General features: G+C 70.9%; 17 protein-coding genes. 10 read left to right on the forward strand and 7 right to left on the reverse strand.

Annotated features, from left to right (window positions below; translation table 11 throughout):
• Positions 1–78: 78 nt before the first annotated feature.
• Complete coding sequence (locus tag AHOG_RS12160) at positions 79–972, reverse strand: RecB family exonuclease (RefSeq protein ID WP_093941459.1); 894 nt, start codon at positions 970–972, stop codon at positions 79–81.
• A gap of 307 nt (positions 973–1,279) precedes the next feature.
• Here AHOG_RS12160 and AHOG_RS12165 point away from each other — a divergent pair, with 307 nt between their 5' ends.
• Both AHOG_RS12165 and AHOG_RS12170 read left to right on the forward strand, forming a co-directional pair.
• Positions 1,280–2,410: a site-2 protease family protein gene (locus tag AHOG_RS12165; RefSeq protein WP_093941460.1), complete on the forward strand. Its 1,131-nt coding sequence runs from the start codon at positions 1,280–1,282 to the stop codon at positions 2,408–2,410.
• A gap of 279 nt (positions 2,411–2,689) precedes the next feature.
• Positions 2,690–3,523 carry a tRNA (adenine-N1)-methyltransferase gene (locus AHOG_RS12170; protein WP_093941461.1) on the forward strand — a complete coding sequence of 278 codons (834 nt, stop codon included), beginning with the start codon at positions 2,690–2,692 and terminating at the stop codon, positions 3,521–3,523.
• A gap of 55 nt (positions 3,524–3,578) precedes the next feature.
• On the opposite strand, the gene AHOG_RS28465 is transcribed toward AHOG_RS12170, so the two are convergent.
• From AHOG_RS28465 to AHOG_RS12185, 3 genes are all read right to left on the reverse strand, one after another.
• The gene (locus AHOG_RS28465) at positions 3,579–4,490 is read right to left on the reverse strand and encodes a hypothetical protein (RefSeq protein ID WP_157736778.1); all 912 of its coding nucleotides are present in this window, start codon (positions 4,488–4,490) and stop codon (positions 3,579–3,581) included.
• A gap of 308 nt (positions 4,491–4,798) precedes the next feature.
• Complete coding sequence (locus AHOG_RS28470; protein ID WP_157736779.1) at positions 4,799–5,614, reverse strand: hypothetical protein; 816 nt, start codon at positions 5,612–5,614, stop codon at positions 4,799–4,801.
• Between the two features lie 270 nt (positions 5,615–5,884).
• Positions 5,885–6,607, reverse strand: a complete 723-nt coding sequence (locus tag AHOG_RS12185; RefSeq protein ID WP_093941463.1) for an Rv0361 family membrane protein — start codon at positions 6,605–6,607, stop codon at positions 5,885–5,887.
• 227 nt (positions 6,608–6,834) lie between these two features.
• On the opposite strand from AHOG_RS12185, the gene arc reads away from it, so the two are divergent.
• The 3 genes from arc to AHOG_RS12200 all read left to right on the forward strand — a co-directional run bounded on the left by arc (position 6,835) and on the right by AHOG_RS12200 (position 10,792).
• The gene (gene arc, locus AHOG_RS12190; RefSeq protein ID WP_093944389.1) at positions 6,835–8,628 is read left to right on the forward strand and encodes a proteasome ATPase; all 1,794 of its coding nucleotides are present in this window, start codon (positions 6,835–6,837) and stop codon (positions 8,626–8,628) included.
• A 451-nt stretch (positions 8,629–9,079) separates the two neighbouring features.
• Complete coding sequence (locus AHOG_RS12195) at positions 9,080–9,613, forward strand: DUF3558 family protein (protein ID WP_157736781.1); 534 nt, start codon at positions 9,080–9,082, stop codon at positions 9,611–9,613.
• Positions 9,614–9,835: 222 nt separating this feature from the next.
• Positions 9,836–10,792, forward strand: coding sequence for an aldo/keto reductase (locus AHOG_RS12200; RefSeq protein WP_245856707.1), 957 nt, complete (start codon positions 9,836–9,838; stop codon positions 10,790–10,792).
• A 184-nt stretch (positions 10,793–10,976) separates the two neighbouring features.
• Here the strand turns inward: AHOG_RS12200 and AHOG_RS12205 are convergent, their stop codons facing one another.
• On the reverse strand, positions 10,977–11,504 hold the full coding sequence (locus AHOG_RS12205; protein WP_093941465.1) for an NUDIX hydrolase: 528 nt from the start codon (positions 11,502–11,504) through the stop codon (positions 10,977–10,979).
• Between the two features lie 56 nt (positions 11,505–11,560).
• Here AHOG_RS12205 and dop point away from each other — a divergent pair, with 56 nt between their 5' ends.
• The 4 genes from dop (at position 11,561) to prcA (ending at position 15,333) form a co-directional block, all read left to right on the forward strand.
• A complete protein-coding gene (gene dop / locus AHOG_RS12210; protein WP_093941466.1) occupies positions 11,561–13,060 on the forward strand; it encodes a depupylase/deamidase Dop in 1,500 nt (499 codons plus the stop codon).
• Positions 13,061–13,147: 87 nt separating this feature from the next.
• Positions 13,148–13,345 (forward strand): ubiquitin-like protein Pup, encoded by a 198-nt coding sequence (locus AHOG_RS12215; RefSeq protein ID WP_093944391.1) that lies wholly within the window; start codon positions 13,148–13,150, stop codon positions 13,343–13,345.
• A gap of 57 nt (positions 13,346–13,402) precedes the next feature.
• Positions 13,403–14,248 carry a proteasome subunit beta gene (gene prcB, locus AHOG_RS12220; RefSeq protein WP_093941467.1) on the forward strand — a complete coding sequence of 282 codons (846 nt, stop codon included), beginning with the start codon at positions 13,403–13,405 and terminating at the stop codon, positions 14,246–14,248.
• A gap of 251 nt (positions 14,249–14,499) precedes the next feature.
• Complete coding sequence (gene prcA, locus AHOG_RS12225; RefSeq protein ID WP_093944392.1) at positions 14,500–15,333, forward strand: proteasome subunit alpha; 834 nt, start codon at positions 14,500–14,502, stop codon at positions 15,331–15,333.
• Between the two features lie 75 nt (positions 15,334–15,408).
• Here the strand turns inward: prcA and AHOG_RS12230 are convergent, their stop codons facing one another.
• Both AHOG_RS12230 and AHOG_RS12235 read right to left on the reverse strand, forming a co-directional pair.
• Positions 15,409–15,897, reverse strand: coding sequence for a universal stress protein (locus tag AHOG_RS12230; protein ID WP_093941468.1), 489 nt, complete (start codon positions 15,895–15,897; stop codon positions 15,409–15,411).
• A 156-nt stretch (positions 15,898–16,053) separates the two neighbouring features.
• On the reverse strand, positions 16,054–17,550 hold the full coding sequence (locus AHOG_RS12235) for a bifunctional phosphatase PAP2/diacylglycerol kinase family protein (protein WP_245856708.1): 1,497 nt from the start codon (positions 17,548–17,550) through the stop codon (positions 16,054–16,056).
• A 68-nt stretch (positions 17,551–17,618) separates the two neighbouring features.
• Between AHOG_RS12235 and pafA the strand changes: the two genes are divergently transcribed.
• A complete protein-coding gene (pafA, locus tag AHOG_RS12240) occupies positions 17,619–18,977 on the forward strand; it encodes a Pup--protein ligase (protein ID WP_093941470.1) in 1,359 nt (452 codons plus the stop codon).
• Positions 18,978–19,181: the final 204 nt, after the last annotated feature.

The raw sequence follows: 19,181 nt of genomic DNA on the forward strand, positions 1-19,181 counted from the left end.
GCCGTCCTCCGTCGATGCGGCGCTCCGCCGGAAGACCGGAGCATCCCGGCGTGTCGACGTCGTGCGACGGGTCGCAGGTCAGTCGGCGCGGTCCAACGGGGTCTCGTCGGGTGCGATCGGCTCCGGCCAGCCGGGATAGGTCGGGGGCGTCCCACCGAACTCAGGACAGAAGGCCTGATGATCGCACCAGTCGCACAGCCTGCTGCGATTGGGGCGGAAGTCGCCGGTCCGGCCTGCGCGCAGGATGGCCTGCCAGATCGCGTCCAGGGTGCGCTCGAAGCGGCGGAGCTCCGCCTCGTCGGGCGTGTAGGACAGGGACTGCCGATCGGCCAGGTACATCAGCCGGAGCTGGCGAGGCACCACGCCGCGCAGTCGCCACAGCGCCAGCGCGTAGAACTTCATCTGGAAGAGCGCCTTGCCCTCGCCGATCGCGCGCGGCGCCGCGCCGGTCTTGTAGTCCACCACGCGGATCTCACCGGTCGGAGCGACGTCGATCCGGTCGATATAGCCGCGCAGCAGCACGCCGGAGTCCAGTTCCGTCTCCACCAGCAGCTCGCAGGCCTCCGGTTCCAGCCTGCGGGGGTCCTCCAGTTCGAAGTAGCCGGCCAGCAGCCTGCGCGCCGATCCGAGCCACTCCGCGAGCGCCGGATCGTCCGGGCCGGTGAACAACGCGGTCCAGGCGGGCTGCTCGGCGGACAGCTCCCGCCAGCAGGGCTCCAGCAGTGCCTCGGCGCGTTCGGGCAGCCGCTCGTCCACCGGCAGGGCGAAGAGTCGCTCCAGGACGGCGTGCACGACGGTTCCCCGTACCTGTGCCTTCGTCGGCTTCTCCGGCAGTCGGTCCACCGCTCGGAAGCGGTACAGCAGGGGACACTGCTTGAAGTCGCCCGCCCGCGAGGGCGACAGCGCAGGTCTCCGGACGGTGCCCGTGGGAGTTCGGCCCGCGTCGATGCTCGTGCCCGCCGTGTCCGTCATGCAGCGCACCCTAGGACACCCGACCGACCACCCGATCACGGCGCGAGGAGCGTCACGGCTCATCCGGACGACGCCCGGCCCGGCGGGAGGCCCGTGGCGGGCGTGAAGCCGTGCCGCGGGTGTCGCGGCTCACCGATCTGCCCGTCTGTCCGCCTGTCCGCTCCGACCGCGTGCCTGCCGCCGTCCTACCGGCCGGCCTCCGTTCGGTGCCGCCGCGGCCGTGTCGGCGGTCCCCGCCACGAGATCCGGCGGCAGCGGATGACCCCGACGCACTGCCGCCTCACCCCGCGCGTTCTAGGCTGCCCAGATGCCCGCCGCCAGCAGCCCCGCCGCGCCAGCGGGTTCGGTGTCGGGACTGCTGCTGCTTCGCGTGCGCGGCGTGCCGGTCCTGCTGGCCCCGTCCTGGTGGCTGATCTCCCTGTTGATCGTCGCCCTGTACACCCCGTTGGTACGCAGGCTGCTCCCCGACACCGGGCTGGCCGTCTCGGCGTTGCTGGCGGCGGCCTTCGCGCTGCTGCTGGGTGTCTCGGTCCTGCTGCACGAGCTCGGACACTGCTTCGTGGCGCTGCGCCTGGGCCTGCCGGTCCGTCGCATTCGGCTCCAGTTCCTCGGTGGAGCCGCGGAACTCGTCCGGACCCCGGCCAAGGCCGGTCAGGAAGGCCTGATCGCCGCGGCGGGGCCTGCGGTGTCCCTCGTGCTCGCCGCCTTCTTCGCCGGGCTCCTGCCGCTCATCGAGCCGCGCGGGGTGCTCTGGCTGCTCGTCGCCCAGGTCGCCGTGGCCAACGCCGTCGTCGGGGCCTTCAACCTGCTGCCGGGTCTGCCGCTGGATGGTGGACGGGTGCTGCGCGCGGCCGTCTGGGCGGTGAGCGGGCGACGGGCCACCGGCACGAGGGCGGCGGCGGTCGGCGGGACGCTCGTCGCGGTGCTGCTCGCATGGTGGGCGGCGGCGGGTCTCCTCGCGGGCAGCGATGATCGCTGGCTGCGGCTCGGTGCCTGCGTGATCATGATCTGGTTCATCGCGATGGGCATCGGCGCGGAGCTCGCGGTCGTCGGCAGGCGGATGTGGCCGCCGGAGCTTCGGCTCGCGGAACTGACCCGACCGGTCCTGCAGCTGCCCTCCGAGAGCCCGGTGGCCGATGCGCTGGCCGCCTCCGCGGGCCGCGGCGTCGTGCTGGTGCGGGCGGACGGCGTCGCCGTCGGTCTGCTGGACCGCCGGACGGCCGAGGAACTGGCGAGGGTGTCGCCGTCCTCGCCTGCCGAATACGCCACCGAGGCGATCACCGCGGAGAACGTCGTGCTGGACTCGGAGTCGGGGGAGGAGATCGTCGAGCGGGTGTTGAGCACGTCGGCCTGGCAGTTCCTCGTCGTCGACGCCGACGGGCGACCGTGCGGGGTGCTCCGGCGGGAGGATCTGCGGGCGGCACTCGACGCGGGTTGATCGACACGGGTTGATCGAGGTTGATCGACTCGGCCCGATCGAGGCGGCGGATCGGCACCGCCTCTCGGCCGACCGAGGCCGCACGGCTCGCGGACGGGGCGGCCGACAGGGAGGTTCCGCGTGGGAGACGGACGCCGGTCTGCGACCATCAGCGCCGCCGCACGCCGTGCGGCGCAGTCGTGGAGCCGATGCCCGGTCCGGCCCGATCCGCCGCTCGTCGAGCAGGTCGACCCGGACCGGCACGCGGCTTCCTAGATCATCGCAGGAGGTTCGACACCAGTGAGCAGCGTCAGCGGCCCGTTCCAGATCGGCGACCGGGTACAGCTCACCGACCCCAAGGGCAGGCACTACACCGTGGTGCTCGAAGAGGGCGGGGAGTACCACACCCACCGAGGCAGGCTCGCTCACGACGCGCTCATCGGTGCCCCGGAGGGCTCGGTGGTGACGTCGACCGGCGGCGGGACCTCGTACCTGGCGCTACGCCCCCGGCTGGCCGACTACACGCTCTCGATGCCGCGAGGCGCCCAGGTCATCTATCCCAAGGACGCCGCGCAGATCCTGATGTGGGGCGACGTCTTCCCCGGCGCGCGAGTGCTGGAGGCGGGCGCGGGCTCCGGCGCCCTGACCTGCTCGCTGCTTCGGGCGGTCGGCTCCGAGGGCTCGGTGACCTCCTATGAGATCCGTCAGGACCACGCCGACCACGCCGACCGCAACGTGCGGCGGTTCTTCGGTGACAAACCCGACAACTGGTCCCTGCACGTGGCCGACCTGGCCGACTACGACGGCGGGCCGGTGGACCGCGTCATCCTGGACATGGTGGGGCCGTGGGAGATGCTCGACGTCGTCGCGGCGAACCTCATCCCGGGCGGCGTCCTCGTGGTCTACGTCGCGACGGTCACTCAGCTGTCCCGGATCACCGAGGCGCTGCGTGAGCAGCAGTGCTGGACGGAGCCGGAGGCCTGGGAGACCCTCGTGCGCCCGTGGCACGTCGTCGGGCTCGCGGTGCGGCCGGAACATCGGATGGTCGCCCACACGGCCTTCCTGCTCACCGCCAGGCGCCTCGCCGACGGCGTGACGGCGCCGAGGCCGCAGCGGCGGCCGAGCAAGGGCTGAGCTCCTGCGGACCGACCCCGTGGCGGCATCGCCGCAGGGTCGGTCCGCCCGCTGATCAGTAGGTCGGCAGGCTCGGCATGGTGCTCTCGTCCAGCCGGTAGTCACAGACCTTCCACTGCCCGTCCTCGGGCACGAGGGTGAAGAACATGGCCATCTCGGTCGGCATGTAGTCGGCCATCTCGGCGGGCACGTTGCTGTAGGAGATCAGCATCCGGGCCTCGGCCTCCTCCGGGCTGATGTGCTCGACGGAGTCCACGGAGAACACGACCTCGATCGCGGCCAGGGACGGGTCGATCGCCCCGGGATCGAGATCGGTGGCGAAGTCCTCGATGTCGGAGACGCCCATCTCGTCCTGGTACCGCGTGCACGTGAGGTCGACGAAGGTCTGGTAGTCCTCATTGGTCGCGGCGTCGGCCAGCAGCGTGGCCGTCTGCTCCGGGCTGCCGGCAACGCCGCCGCTGCCTTCTCCACCACCGCCGCCACCGTCGGCCTGGCTGTCGCCGGGCGAACCGGAACCGCCTGCGTCGGTCGAGCCGCCGTCGGAGTCATCGCCGCTCAGGAGGATGACGAGCACGACGATCAAGGCGACCACGAGTACCCCGCCGCCGCCGAGGATCCAGGGCAGCGGGCTCTTCTTCGGTCCACCGGGACCCCCCGGCCCGGCGGGGTCGTACTGCGGGCCGTGTCCGGGTTGCTGCGGGCCGCCCCAGCCCTGGTGCTGGTGGCCGCCCCAGCCCTGCTGCGGCTGCTGTTGCGGGCCGCCCCAACCTTGTCCGGGGCCGGGCTGCTGGGGGAGTCCGCCGGACTGCGGGCCGCCGGGCGCGGGGCCGCCGCCAGGCGGTGGAGCACCCCAACCCTGCTGCGGGCCGGGCTGTTGCTGCGGGAGGCCGCCGGAGGGCGGTCCGCCGGGTTGCTGCTGCCAGCCGCCGGGCGGCCCGTAAGGGCCTGGCTGAGGTGGCATGGACATGAGGGGTCTCCTACGACTGATGAAAGGCCGTGCGGGCACCGCGACAGGAAGACGGTGCCCGCATACGCCGATCCGCGTCCGGTTCGGGCGGCGGCGTGAGGCGACGGTATCGGCCGAGCGCCCCTGACAGGCGACCGGTCGGCGAAAGTCGTCGACCGGTTCGGCAGAGAATTCTCAGGTGCACACGGCGACGGCTCGGGCTCCGCCGGTTCGCCGCCGTGCTCGCGGAGCTCGCGGTGCCGCCGGGCCGAACCAAGCCTGGTCGACCGCGCGGAGACAGCAGAGCGACGGACGACGGACCGGGTGGCTCAGCCGAAGCTGCACACCCGCCACTCGCCCTCGTCGACGAGTTCGATCGGCAGGTCGTTGGTGAGTGCGATGCCCTGTTCCTCGGCGTTCTGCTCGATCTCCGGCGGCAGGCCGGTGAGGGAGAACTCGATCGTGCCGGTGACGACGCCGTCGGCCGACGGCGTCGACACCGAGGACGCCGTGAACTGCGGCTGCGCGTCGGCGATCTCCGGCGGGGCGCCCTCCATGAGGTCGAGCTGCGAGGCCTCGGCCTCGGAGACCCGCTCGGCCTCGCAGATCAGGGCGTTCGCGGCGATGTAGTCCTCCTGGGTCAGCGCGGCGGCGAAGGCGTCCGCGGTCTCCTGCGGGGACCCGGCGGCGAGGCCGCCGCCGTCGGGCAGACCGCTCCCGCCGTCGTCATCCTCGGCGGGCGCGGAACCCTCCTCGGAGGTGCTGGCGCCGCCCGTGCCGGACTGGGCGTTCTCCTCGCCGCCGTCATCGCCGCCCAACGTGAAGACGAGGACGACCACGATGGCGATGAGGACGACGGCGCCGCCCGCGAGGATCCAGGGCAGCGGGCCCTTCTTCTGCGGGCCTTCGGGCTCGAAACCGGGGGGACCATACTGCCCCTGCCGGCCGTACTGCCCGTACTGGCCCTGTTGCCCGTACTGGCCCTGCCCGCCGCCGTACTGCTGCGGGTGCTGGGGGAATCCGCCGGACTGGGGGCCGCCCTGCCCGGGGTGCTGCTGGGGAAACCCGCCGGACCGCGGTCCGCCCTGGGGTTGCCAGCCTCCCTGCTGGCCGTACGGGCCGGGCTGTTGAGGCGGCATGGACATGTTCTCTCCTACGACTCACGGAGGTCTCGTCGACGTCTGAACGGGCAGAGCGCGCCGATCCGTGCTGTCACGCGGATCGGTCCCGTGACACGCGCCGCTGCCGGGCGACCGTATCCGGGCTGCCGGCCCTCGCGTGGGTTTCCGTCGAAGAAGCACGGCGCCCGGTGGGAGAAATTCTCACGTGCACACCGGCGAGGGGTCCGTAGAGACGCGAACGGCCGGGCTCGACGGAGCCCGGCCGAACAGTGCGCGGTGAGGATCAGATCGAACTCATCCGCCGAAGGAGTTGCCGAGGTCGCAGACGCGCCAACCGTCCTCGTCGACGAGGTCCATGGGGAGCGTCATCCCGTCCATGCCCTGGCTCATCATCTCCTCCATCTCCGGGTCCAGACCGGTGATCTCGAAGGCGAGCTCGGCGGTGGCGGTGCCGTCGGCGGGCTCGCTCACGTTGACGGCCGAGAAGCTGACGGAGATGCCTTCACCGAGCGCGGAGAGCTCGTCGGTCATCGAACTCGTCTGCGCGCGGAACTCCTCCATCTGGGCCTCGGTCGGGCGCTCGGCCTCACAGACGAGTTCGGCCATCCGGTCGGCGTCGCCGTCGGTCATGGCCGCCGCGAAGTCGTCCGCGGCCTGCTGCGGGCTGCCCGCGCCGCCGCCACCACCCCCCAGGGTGAAGATGAGGACGACGATGACGGCGATCACGACGACGCCGCCGCCCGCGAGGATCCACGGCAGCGGGCTCTTCTTGGGCGCGCCGCCCTCGGGGCCGCCGAAGCCGTCGGGCTGCTGGCCGAACTGCGGGGGCTGCTGCCCGAACTGCCCGGCCTGCTGCCCGAACTGCCCGGCCTGCTGCTGGCCGTAGGGAGGCTGTCCCCCCTGGGGGGCCTGGCCGTACGGGCCCGGCTGCTGGCCGTACGGCGGCTGACCGCCCGGCTGGCCTTGCGGGCCCTGTCCGCCGTAAGGGCCTTGGGGGTTGGGCGGGACGGTCATCATTTCTCCTCGGGGTACTGCCTCATCGTGACCGGTCGAAGCTTAACGACCAGCCGAACGTGCAAGGTCACTCGGGGACGCACGGTAGTTGCTTCGGCGGCCCGAATAGGCCTGTTCGGTGTATCTCGTCCCGCCGACCGGGCGTTTATGGGTCACACCCAGGAGCAACACCGCCAAGGACGGTGATCGCCGGTACCGTGGTATCCACCAGCACGGGAGGAGGTGCCGAGATGCCGCACGACCATCCCGGCAGCAGGCCTGACAGCGGCGAAGAGCAGCGACCCGGTGGCGACGCCGAGCTTGCTGCGCAGATCCGATTCCTGGAGGACGAGGTGGCACTGCTGCGCCGCCAGTCGTCCCAGTCTCCTCGACAGTCCCAACTCATGGAACAGCGCCTCGCCGAGGCGTCGGATCGCATCGACAAGCTCACCGAGCGCAACGCGAAACTGGTGGACACCCTCAAGGACGCCCGTACTCAGCTCATGGCCCTGCGCGAAGAGGTCGACCGCCTCGCGCAGCCGCCGAGCGGCTACGGGGTCTTCCTGCGGGGCCACGAGGACGGCACGGCGGACGTGTTCACCGCCAGCCGTCGGATGCGAGTCCCGCTCTCGCCCACTGTGGAGATCGGCGACCTCACCCTAGGCCAGACGGTGCGCCTCAACGAGGCGTTGACCGTGGTGGAGGCGGGCGGATACGAGCGGATCGGGGAGATCTGCACTCTGCGCGAGCTTCTGACCGATCCCGGTCAGGACAGCCCGAGTCGTGCACTGGTCGTGGGTCACACGGACGAGGAGCGTCTGGTGTGGCTGGCGGCGCCGCTGGCCGAGTCGCCGCTGAAGTCCGGCGACTCCCTGCTGGTGGACAGCAAGGCCGGCTACGCCTATGAGCGAGTGCCCAAGGCCGAGGTGGAGGACCTCGTCCTGGAAGAGGTCCCCGATGTGGGTTACACCGACATCGGTGGTCTCGGCAGGCAGATCGAGCAGATCCGCGACGCGGTGGAACTGCCGTTCCTGCACGCCGACCTCTTCCGCGAGTACGAGCTGCGGCCGCCGAAGGGCGTGCTGCTGTACGGACCGCCCGGCTGCGGCAAGACGCTGATCGCCAAGGCGGTGGCCAACTCGCTGGCCAAGCAGGTCGTCTCCGCGCGAGGCGGCCCGGACGAACAGGCCAAGTCCTACTTTCTCAACATCAAGGGCCCCGAGCTGCTGAACAAGTTCGTCGGGGAGACCGAGCGACACATTCGGCTGATCTTCCAGCGGGCCAGGGAGAAGGCCTCCGAGGGCACGCCCGTGATCGTCTTCTTCGACGAGATGGACTCGATCTTCCGCACCAGGGGCAGCGGCGTCTCCTCCGACGTCGAGACGACCATCGTTCCGCAGCTGCTCAGCGAGATCGACGGCGTCGAGGGGCTGGAGAACGTCATCGTGATCGGCGCCTCCAACCGGGAGGACATGATCGACCCGGCGATCCTGCGGCCGGGCAGGCTCGACGTGAAGATCAAGATCGAGCGTCCGGACGCCGAAGGCGCCAAGGACATCTTCTCCAAGTACCTGACGGCCACCCTCCCGATCCACGCCGACGACCTGGTGGAGTTCCGGGGAGACAAGCAGGCCTGCGTCGAGGGGATGATTCAGAACACCGTCGAGCGGATGTACGCCGAGTCCGACGAGAACCGCTTCCTGGAGGTCACCTATGCCAACGGTGACAAAGAGGTGCTGTACTTCCGCGACTTCAACTCCGGGGCGATGATTCAGAACATCGTCGACCGGGCCAAGAAGGCCGCCATCAAGGGAGTGCTGGAGACCGGACAGCCCGGACTCCGGGTCCAGCACCTGCTGGACGCCATCGTGGACGAGTTCGCCGAGAACGAGGACCTTCCCAACACGACCAATCCGGATGACTGGGCACGCATCTCGGGCAAGAAGGGGGAGCGCATCGTCTACATCCGCACCCTGGTGACCGGTAAGAACCAGGAGTCCGGACGTGCCATCGACACCGCGACCAACACGGGGCAGTACTTGTGACCGCGGCGTCGCGACGCTGAACCACGCGCAGCGGGCCCGCCGCCGATGGCGACATCGGCGGCGGGCCCTGTCGCGTCCCGCGCCACCGTTGTCGCGAATTCCTCGCGTGCTGCCGTCCCTATCTGGTGAATGACTCGCATTGTTCCGGCGGGGCGAGCCGGGCGCGTACCCGTGGCACCTCGGTGCGTCGAGTGATCGATCGACGACGCAGGTCAGCGCTCGACCGGCCTGCCGGTGAAAATTTCGCATCTGGTGACTTCTTTTCGACCTTGCTATCCGGGCCTTCTCGCTGTGTATGGTGATCTCCGCTTCCGGCATTCGAGTGACGATGGCGAGGTGGCGGGTAGGAGTGAATGCCGTCGTCCGCGATGGCCGAGTCCACGGAGTGGGATTCGTTCGTCGTCGAGTCCGGCGAGCATCATTGCCCGATGCGATCACAGAGGTAGCTGATATGTCGATTCCGAATCCTCGGTTGGCGAGCGTGGGCGCGTCGGCGGTGTTGCTGCTGTTCCTGGCGGCGTGCAGCGAGGCCGACTCGGCCGCCCCCGGCGGTGACTCCGACACGCGAAGTGTCGTCGAGGCCGCCGAGGACGAACTGATCGCCGTCACGAAACGAGCCTGTGACGAGCCGACTCAGGTGGTGCTCGACGAATTACCCGACGCGGCCGGGAATTACACCACCAATCGGTCGCAGGGGCCTACCTGCAACTGGACTAATCGTGATTACCTCGAGGGTGCCACGATCACGGCGGTCACTGGTGCGCCGTATTCGGAATGGATCGAGTCCGACACGCTGATCACCGGCGAGATCGCGGAGACGGAGATCGCGGGCCTGCCCGCGGCCCAGGGCACGACCGCGGAGGGATGCGCCGTCCTCGTCGACGTCGACGGCGCGGCGCTCAGCGTGGACGTCCGACTGGCCCACGACGAGGCGCCCTGCGACGTGGCCGCGCGGCTGGCCGCCGAGGTCCTGGGCGACCGTTGAGGCTCGTCCCGGCGTCCTCCTGACTCGACGCGGCCGGGCGGGCCCGTGTCGCCGACGGGCGGTCTCGGGAGGCGAGGCCGAGGGCGGTCCGTGCGGGTCGGTCCCGCGCGCGAGGCTGGGGCGATACGCGATCCGGCCGCGCCCGTCGGAACGACTCGTCGGACGGCCTGACCCGTCGTGCCGTCTCAGCCGGGCTCACGGCCTGCCGTTACCGTGGCGTCCGTGTCCGACACGTCTGAGCGCCCGGTGATCTCCCGACTGGCGTTGGGCCTGGCCGCCCTCGGTCGACCCGCCTACATCAATCTGGGTCGAGATCGGGAGCTGCCCGTTGATCGCACCGTCGCCGCGATGCGGGCGGCGACCTGGGCGACGCTGGACGCCGCCTACGCGCGGGGACTCCGCTGGGTCGACGTCGCCCGGTCCTACGGTCGTTCCGAGGAGTTCCTGGCGGACTGGCTCGCCGATCGGGGCCACACCGACGTCACGGTGTCGAGCAAGTGGGGTTACGCCTATGTCGCCGACTGGCGTCCCGACGCGCCCGTGCACGAGGTCAAGGAGCACTCCCGTGCCCGACTGCGGACCCAGTGGGCGCAGAGCCGAGACCTGCTCGGCGGCCGGATCGACCTCTATCAGGTGCATTCACTGACCGAGGACAGCCCGCTGTTCGACGATGTCGACCTGCTCGGCGACCTCGCCGGCCTCGCGGCGGAGGGCGTTCGGCTGGGCTTCTCCACCTCGGGCCCCCGCCAGGCCGACACGGTGCGCCGAGCCGCCGCCGTGGAGGTCGACGGACGCAGGCTCTTCCAAGCCGTCCAGTCCACCTGGAACCCGCTGGAGCCCTCGGTGGGCGAGGCGCTGGCCGAGGCGCATGCCGAGGGGCTGCACGTCCTGGTGAAGGAGGCGTTGGCCAACGGCAGACTGGTGGTGCGCCCGCCGGAGCCGATCGTCGAGATCGCGCGCCGCCGCGGCGTCGGTCCGGACGCGGTCGCCCTGGCCGCGGCGCTGTCCCGTCCCTGGGTGGACACCGTGCTGCTCGGTCCCGCCGGTCCCGCACAGCTGCGGGCCAACCTCGCCGCCGACGGCCTGCGCCTGGACGACGCCGAGCTGCACGAACTGCTCGCCCTAGCCGTCCCGGCGGGCCGGTACTGGAACGAGCGCGCCGCCTTGTCCTGGACCTGATCCGGTCCGTCCTCGTCCGGCATCCGCGAGTCGGCTCCGACACGCCCGGTCTCGGCCGGTACCGCCCGCGCCGCGCGCGCCCGAGCCCTGTCGGCGCGGTCGTCGTCATCCAATCGAGTGACGTTGTCCGCCCGCACCGGGCCGGCGGCTGTGCGACGGAACTCGACGAACGGTCGAGTCCGCTCTAGTCGAACTCGCCCGCATCCAGACGTCGCAGCCACCGCCGAGCCAGGACGCGGCCGTCCGGAACCATCGGCCAGTCCGGGTCGGCGATCCGATCGCGCAGCTCGGTCAGCGGCATCCAGCCGCCCTCGGCGACCTCCTCGGGCTGGTGCCGGACGGGGCCGTCCCACCGCGCCTCGAACGCCGTGGTGAACAACCGGACCGTGTCGGACTCGTAGCGATCGTCGAAGAGCCGGACCAGGGGCGTTCCACTCACGCCCAGCTCCTCGGCCAGCTCGCGCCTCGCGCACGCCGCCATCTCCTCGGCCGCGCCGAGTACGCCGCCCGCCCAGCAGTCGAACCGGCCGGGGAACACGTCCTTGGTCTCCGTTCGCCGATGCACGTAGACCCGCAGTCCATCACCCGATCTGACCAGCACCGAGCTGGTGGCATGCCACAGCGAGCGCGCCCGCATGTCGGCTCGGCTGGTGGATCCCACGCGGGTGCCCGCCGCGTCGAACACGGCGACCAGCTCGTCTGGAGTGCCCATCGAGTGATCCTCTCACCACTGACCGTCAGACCCCCCGAACCCGTAGGCTGACGACCATGCGGCGGATCATGGGCACCGAGGTGGAATACGGCATCGCAGTGCCGGGGGACAGCACCGCCAATCCGGTGCTCACCTCGACGCAGGTGGTACTGGCGTACGCGGCCTCCGCGGACATCCCCCGATCGCGGCGGGCGCGATGGGACTACGAGGTCGAGTCCCCGTTGCGCGACGCGCGCGGCTTCGATCTGGGCGCGGGTCACCTGCCGCCCGCCGACCCCGATTCCGACGAGCTCGGCGCGGCCAACGTCATCCTCACCAACGGCGCGCGGCTCTACGTCGACCACGCGCACCCGGAGTACTCGGCGCCCGAGGTCACCAACCCTCGGGACGCGGTGATCTGGGACAAGGCGGGGGAGCGGATCATGGAGGCGGCGGCGATGCGCGCCGCCACCGTGCCCGGCCAGCCCCGGCTGCAGCTCTACAAGAACAACATCGACAACAAGGGCGCCTCCTACGGCACCCACGAGAACTACCTGATGGCGCGGAGCACGCCGTTCACCTCCGTCGTCGCGGGACTGACGCCGTTCTTCGTCTCGCGGCAGGTGGTCTGCGGCTCGGGCCGGGTCGGCCTCGGCCCGTCCGGCGACGGCGCGGGCTTCCAGCTCTCCCAGCGGGCCGACTACATCGAGGTCGAGGTCGGCCTGGAGACCACCCTCAAGCGGGGCATCATCAACACCCGCGACGAGCCGCACGCCGACGCGGACAAGTACCGCCGACTCCACGTCATCATCGGCGACGCGAACCTCGCCGAGACGTCCACGTATCTCAAGCTGGGCACGACGGCGCTGGTGCTGGACATGATCGAGTCCGGCAGGCGTTTCGACGACCTTCGGCTCGCCGATCCGGTCCACGCCGTCCATGTCATCAGCCACGATCCCGGCCTGCGGGCCACCGTCTCGTTGGCCGACGGCCGCCGCTTCACCGGCCTCGACCTGCAGTGGGCATATCACGAGCGGGCGCAGCGCTTCGCCGAGGCGGGCGGCGTCGAACCGCCGGGACGGGACGTGCTGGACACGTGGGGAGAGGTCCTCGCCGCGCTCGGACGTGACCCGATGGAGTGCGCCGACCGGCTCGACTGGCCCGCCAAGCTTCGACTGCTGGAGGGCTACCGCACCAGGGACGGCCTCGGCTGGGCCTCGCCTCGACTTCATCTGGTGGACCTCCAGTACTCCGACGTCCGCCTCGACAAGGGCCTCTACAACCGGCTGGTGGCGCGGGGCTCGATGCGCAGGCTCGTCGCGGAGGAGGAGGTGCAGGCGGCGATCGGCGCTCCGCCCGAGGACACCAGGGCCTACTTCCGCGGCCGTTGCCTGGAGCGTTACCCCTCGGCCGTCTCAGCCGCCTCCTGGGACTCGGTGATCTTCGACCTCGGTCGAGACTCGCTGGTGCGGATCCCGACGCTCGAGCCCCTGCGCGGCACGAAGGCGCACGTCGGACACCTGCTGGAGGCGGCCAAGACCGCCGAGGAGCTGGTGGACTCCTTGACCCGTCGTTGAGGACCCCCACGGGTCCCCGTCGACAGGCGACAGGGCAGGCCCTGCTGGGTAATGTTGATGTCGAGCACCACCGGAGAAGGAGGCGAGATGGCACAGGAACGAGTGCAACGCCATGGCGGCGGTGACGGCGACGAGGACGAGAACCCGGACGCGGGCACCGGCGGCCAGGAACGCCGCGAGCAGCTCGGCGAGGACGTCGACACGATCCTCGACGAGATCGACGACGTGCTCGAGGAGAACGCGGAGGACTTCGTTCGCGCCTACGTCCAGAAGGGCGGCCAGTAGGTCGCGCCGCCCCGGCCCGCAGCTTCCTTCCCGAGACACAAGGAGATCATCGCGTCGATGGAACAGTCCTCGGTCGCGCCCTCGTCCGGCGCCGTGCTGCCTGCCGCGTATCTCGCGCCGGGCTCCTCCTTCGTCGACTTCCTCCGGGCGGCCTCGCCGGGACTGCTGCCCGGCGGCCGAGCTGAGAACGGAGGTCGAGTGGAGACGCCCCACGGTACGACGATCGTCGGAGTCACCTTCCGGGGTGGCGTGCTGATCGCGGGTGACCGCCGCGCCACCAGTGGAAACCTGATCGCACAGCGTGACGTGGACAAGGTCTACGTCACCGACGACCACTCGGCCGTCGCCATCGCGGGCGCGGCAGGCATCGCCGTGGAACTGGCCAGGCTGTTCACCGTGGAACTACAGCACTACGAGAAGATCCACGGCGTCGGCCTCTCGCTGGACGGCAAGGCCAACCAGCTCGCCGGCATGGTCCGGGGCAACCTGGAGCAGGCGACGATGGGGCTCGCGGCCGTTCCGCTGTTCGTGGGCTACGACGTGAACGCGGCGGACCCCGACCGGGCGGGCCGCATCATCTCCTACGACGTCGCGGGCGGGCGGTATGAGGAGCGTGCCGGTTATCACGCGGTGGGCTCCGGATCGCTCTTCGCGAAGTCGGCGTTGAAGAAGCGCCACGATCCGGACGCCGATGCGGACGCGGCGGTGCGGACGGCCGTGGAGGCCCTCTACGACGCCGCCGACGACGACACGGCCACCGGCCATCCCGACCTCGTCCGACGGATCTATCCGACGGTGGTCGTGATCACCAGGTCGGCGGGCGCGGTACGGCTCGACGACGAGCGGGCCGAGGCCGTCGCCCGGGCGGTGGTGGCGGGCCGCCAGGAGAATCCGGGCGGCTGAGCCCGTGGTGTCCCGTGCTCTCGCGCGCCGCCCGGCGTCCGCGCACGATCGTGGCCCACGAGCCTCGCCGACGTCGTCTCGGTGGCCCACATCGTTCGCGGCGCGGAGCCCTGCCCAGCCGAACCCGCCTCGTCACGTCCGCCGACCTACGTCCGTGTGCCGCGGACGTCGACTCTGTTCGCCCGCCCCGTGCAGGCACCGACGTGTTCCGTCTGTTCCGTGCCCGCCCGACCACGCCAGGAGCGTCCCTCGTGAGCATGCCGTTCTACGCCTCGCCAGAGCAGTTGATGCGCGAGCGGTCCGAGCTGGCCCGCAAAGGCATCGCCAAGGGCCGCAGCGCCATCGTGCTGACCTACGCGGGCGGAGTGCTCTTCGTCGCGGAGAACCCGTCGAAGACGCTGCACAAGGTCTCCGAGATCTACGATCGCATCGGATTCGCCGCCGCGGGCCGATACCCGGAGTTCGAGAACCTGCGCGTCGCGGGCATCCGGCACGCGGATCTGACCGGCTACGCCTATGACCGCCGAGACGTCTCCGGGCGTTCGCTGGCGAGCTTCTACGCCAAGACGCTCGGTGCGATCTTCACCGAGCAGATCAAGCCGTACGAGGTCGAGATCTGCGTCGCCGAGGTCGGGGCCGCGCCCGAACTCGACCAGCTGTACCACCTCACCTACGACGGCTCCATCATCGAGGAGCCCGGCTTCGTGGTGATGGGCGGCCAGGCCGAGACCATCTCCAACGCGCTGCGCGACTCGGAACACGGCGGGTCGAGCCTGGCAGAGGCGCTGCGGGGCGCGGTTCGGGCGCTGGCCGCGGAGTCGACGGCGGCCAAGGGGACGACGAACAGGCCGACGGGGACCAAGAGTGAGACCGGTAAGCCTGCCGTCGGGCAGCTGGAGGTGGCGGTGCTGGAACGCGATCGACCCCATCGCGCCTTCCGCCGAGTCCCGCCTTCCGCCGTCGCGGAGATGCTCGGCGAACAGCCCGACGGCGCGGGGACGCAGGCCGGTGCCGCGAGCGCCGGGGAGACCTCAGACTCCGCGACCGACTCCGATCCCTCGCCAGAGGGACGACAGCCCGAGTGAACCCACCGGCGGGGCGACATGGCGGAGGCGCCGCCGTGCCGCCCGGCCCGGTGATGGTCGACCGCGGCGGCGGGTTCAGCCGCCCGCGGTGGCCCGCCGTCCGGCGGCGCGGCGGTGGTGCGGCCGGGTGACCAGCACCGGGCAGCCCGCCCGACGGACGCAGATCGCCGCCACCGATCCGAGCATCAGCCTGCTGCCACGTCCTCGGTGGCCGACGACCAGCAGTTCGGCGGTCTCGGCGGCCGTCAGCAGCGCGCCGACGGCCTGCGAGCGCGGGAGGTGGAGCCGCACTCTCGCTCGATCCTCGGGAGCGGGGAGGGTCTCCTCCACGAGAGCGCGGGTGCGCAGCACGATCCAGTCGTGGAATTCGGCGACGCTGGGGACCGTCGACGGCGGGACCTCCGGCGGCCGGGGCGCGGTGCGCAATGTCCACGCCCGCACGACGTGAAGCAGACAGTCTCGCCGCCCGGCCTCCTCGGAGGCCAGGAAGAGGGCGTGGAGCGAGGCGTCCGATCCGTCGATCCCGACGACGACGCCGCCCTCGATGTCCAGGTCGGCACGCATGGCGTCACCGCCCCGATCGCGGCGGGAGATGGGTGTCGTGTCTCGAACGATGGACCTCGACGATCTTCGGCATGCGGGCCTCCCTGCGTCGCTCGCTCCAGCGTGAGACATGCCACACTACTGTGGCGAGCTGCCGTTCGGGGGAAATCGAGCCGGTCAGGGTTGAACACGGCTCAACCGAGGCCGATACACCCGCAGGGTGCCGCAGTGGGCCGCGAAGCGGAATCGGCGGCCCGCCGGGCCGACCTCCCCGTCGGTGGCGGCCTTGACGGGTTCGCCCGCCACCTGCACCACCAGCTCCGCGCACTCCCGCTGGACGTAGGTGCGGCTGTGATGCAGCGCGCCGGTCACGGCGGCCAGGAAGAATCGAAGCCGCGAGAACCGGACGTCGGCCCGCACGTATCGCACGTCCAACGTGCCGTGGTGCAACCCGCCGCGGATCATCGGGGCGAACCCGCGCGGCGTGTAGACGCCGTTGCCCACGAACAGCAGCCACACCTGTCGGACCCGCCCGTCGATGCGCACCGTCAACGGGCGTGACTCACGCAGCACCCGCACCAGCGCCGCCGCGGCGGCGGGCCACTTGCCCCACCGCTGCTCCCAGCGTTCCCGGTAGCCGACCAGGTCGGGATAGCCGCCGAGACTCGCCGTGTTGAGAAACCAGCGCTCGATCCTCCCGTCGATCTCGATGCTTCCCAGGTCGACCTCGATCCCGGTGCCGTGCTCGGCGGCCATGGTCGCGGCCGTCGGCCCGTCCACCCGGATGTCACGGGCGAAGTGGTTCAGCGTGCCGCCGGGGATCACCAGCAGCGGGAGTTTGCGCACGGCGGCGACCGCCGCCACCGCCGCCACGGTGCCGTCGCCGCCGGCGACGCCGACCGCCTGCACAGCCGTGCCCAGCCCGTCCACGACCGCGGCGAACTGGTCGATCAGGTCGACTCCTTCTTTCGGGTAGACCACGGTCGCCTCGGGCCAGGCCTGGGCGACCTGGTCGCTCGCGTCCTCGCCCTCCAGGCCGGAGCCCGGATTGATCAGCAGCACCAGGCCGGCCCCGTCGCCCAGTCGGGGGAGGTCGACCTCCACGCCCGGCCCGTCGTAGACCTCCTGCGGGACCGGCCACCAGCGGCGAGTCGCTCCGGCCACCGCCGCGCCGAGCAGCGCGCCCCCGACGACGTCGCTGGGCCAGTGCACACCGGTGTGCACGCGGGAGATCGCCACGGCGGCGGCCAGCGGCGCGACCACGCGGGCCGTGCGGGGACTCTCCATCGCCACCGCCGTGGCGAACGCGGCGGCTGAGGCGGCATGGCCGGACGGGAAGGACGAGGAACGAGGCGGATTCCGGTACCGACGTGCCTCGGGGATCAGCTCCACCGCAGGGCGCCTGCGAGGGAACAGGGGTTTGCCGACGGCGTTGGCCAGCGCGCTGGCCCCGGCGATCGCGGCGAGTCCCCGCCAGGCCGCTCGGCGTGTCGGCCCCTTGCGTAACGCGAGCACCGAGGCGGCGGTGAACCACAGCAGGCTGTGATTGGCGGCGGTGCCCAGTTCCTTCATCACCGGATCGACAGGGCTTCTGGGCAGGCGTGAACTCCGCCGGACGAGTTCCCGATCCCGGCGGTCGACCTCACCTGCAACGCTGCGCAGCCATTTCCACACCGGATAGACGCTAGCGTTTCCCCGAACGGATCACGGAGGAATCCCGCCGCAGCGCTTACTGTGGACCCATGCAGCGGCGGATCTTCGGGATCGAGACCGAGTTCGGGGTGACGTGCACCTTCCACGGGCAGCGTCGGCTCTCCCCGGACGAGGTGGCCAGGTATCTGTTCCGACGGGTGGTGTCCTGGGGGCGCTCCTCCAACGTGTTCCTGCGCAACGGCTCGCGGCTCTACCTCGACGTGGGCTCGCATCCCGAGTACGCCACGGCGGAGTGCGACGACATCGCGCAGCTGGTGACCCACGACAAGGCGGGCGAGCGGGTACTGGAGGACCTGCTGGTCGACGCGGAGCGACGGCTCGCCGACGAGGGCATCGGCGGGGACATCTTCCTGTTCAAGAACAACACCGACTCCGCGGGCAACTCCTACGGCTGTCACGAGAACTACCTGGTGGGGCGGGCAGGCGAGTTCGCCAGGATCGCCGACGTCCTGCTTCCCTTCCTCGTGACCCGGCAGCTCGTCTGCGGTGCGGGCAAGGTGCTTCAGACCCCGAGGGGCGCCGTCTACTGCCTCTCTCAGCGCGCCGAGCACATCTGGGAGGGCGTCTCCAGCGCGACGACCCGATCCCGGCCCATCATCAACACGCGGGACGAGCCGCATGCCGACGCCGAGCGCTACCGCAGGCTCCATGTGATCGTCGGAGACTCGAACATGTCCGAGGCGACCACGATGCTCAAGGTCGGCAGCGCGCACCTGGTGCTGGAGATGATCGAGGCGGGCGTGCAGTTCCGCGACTTCACGCTGGACAACCCGATCCGGGCGATTCGCGAGATCAGTCATGACCTCACCGGGCGGCGCAACGTCCGGCTGGCGGGCGGTCGGGAGGCCTCCGCGCTGGACATCCAGCGCGATTACCACGCCAAGGCCGTCGAGCACCTGCGGGGCCGCGAACCGGACCCGCTGCTCGATCGGGTGGTGGAGTTGTGGGGACGCACGCTCGACGCCGTCGAGCAGCAGAACTTCGGGCTCATCGACCGGGAGATCGACTGGGCCGTCAAACGGCGACTCCTCGATCGCTACCAGAACAAGCACGGCCTGGAGCTGTCCAGCCCGCGCATCGCGCAGATCGACCTCGCCTACCACGACATCCGCCGGGGCCGGGGGCTCTTCGACCTGCTGCAACGCAAGGACCTGGTCGCACGGGTCACCGATGACGGCGAGATCGAGGCGGCCAAGGACACGCCGCCGCAGACGACCAGGGCGAAGCTGCGCGGCGACTTCATCGCGGCGGCGCAGACGGCCAACCGGGACTTCACCGTCGACTGGGTGCACCTCAAGCTCAACGATCAGGCGCAGCGGACCGTGCTGTGCAAGGACCCGTTCCGCGCGGTGGACGAGCGGGTCGAACGCCTGATCGCCTCGTTGTGACCGGCGTCGGTGACCGGCTTCGGAGGCGACCGGCGTCGGGAGGTGATCGGGCGCTGGTGTCTCGTCGTGACGCCTCGTGCGCTCCCGAGGCACTCGCTCGCCGCCCCGGGGCAGCCGCTCGACGTCCCGGGCGGTCCAGGCGTGCTTCATGATCGTCCAGGCACGGCGGGGCAGGCGATGATTCGGACGGTCGCGTCACGGGCG

The sequence above is a fragment of the Actinoalloteichus hoggarensis genome (genome assembly GCF_002234535.1).
Lineage (GTDB): Bacteria > Actinomycetota > Actinomycetes > Mycobacteriales > Pseudonocardiaceae > Actinoalloteichus_A > Actinoalloteichus_A hoggarensis.

Coding starts and splice junctions, on each gene's coding strand:
- AHOG_RS12160 (WP_093941459.1), bottom strand. CDS start 972: ATGACGGACACGGCGGGCACGAGCATCGACGCGGGCCGAACTCCCACG.
- AHOG_RS12165 (WP_093941460.1), top strand. CDS start 1,280: ATGCCCGCCGCCAGCAGCCCCGCCGCGCCAGCGGGTTCGGTGTCGGGA.
- AHOG_RS28465 (WP_157736778.1), bottom strand. CDS start 4,490: ATGTCCATGCCACCTCAGCCAGGCCCTTACGGGCCGCCCGGCGGCTGG.
- AHOG_RS28470 (WP_157736779.1), bottom strand. CDS start 5,614: ATGTCCATGCCGCCTCAACAGCCCGGCCCGTACGGCCAGCAGGGAGGC.
- AHOG_RS12185 (WP_093941463.1), bottom strand. CDS start 6,607: ATGATGACCGTCCCGCCCAACCCCCAAGGCCCTTACGGCGGACAGGGC.
- arc (WP_093944389.1), top strand. CDS start 6,835: ATGCCGCACGACCATCCCGGCAGCAGGCCTGACAGCGGCGAAGAGCAG.
- AHOG_RS12195 (WP_157736781.1), top strand. CDS start 9,080: ATGTCGATTCCGAATCCTCGGTTGGCGAGCGTGGGCGCGTCGGCGGTG.
- AHOG_RS12205 (WP_093941465.1), bottom strand. CDS start 11,504: ATGGGCACTCCAGACGAGCTGGTCGCCGTGTTCGACGCGGCGGGCACC.
- dop (WP_093941466.1), top strand. CDS start 11,561: ATGCGGCGGATCATGGGCACCGAGGTGGAATACGGCATCGCAGTGCCG.
- AHOG_RS12215 (WP_093944391.1), top strand. CDS start 13,148: ATGGCACAGGAACGAGTGCAACGCCATGGCGGCGGTGACGGCGACGAG.
- prcB (WP_093941467.1), top strand. CDS start 13,403: ATGGAACAGTCCTCGGTCGCGCCCTCGTCCGGCGCCGTGCTGCCTGCC.
- AHOG_RS12230 (WP_093941468.1), bottom strand. CDS start 15,897: ATGCGTGCCGACCTGGACATCGAGGGCGGCGTCGTCGTCGGGATCGAC.
- pafA (WP_093941470.1), top strand. CDS start 17,619: ATGCAGCGGCGGATCTTCGGGATCGAGACCGAGTTCGGGGTGACGTGC.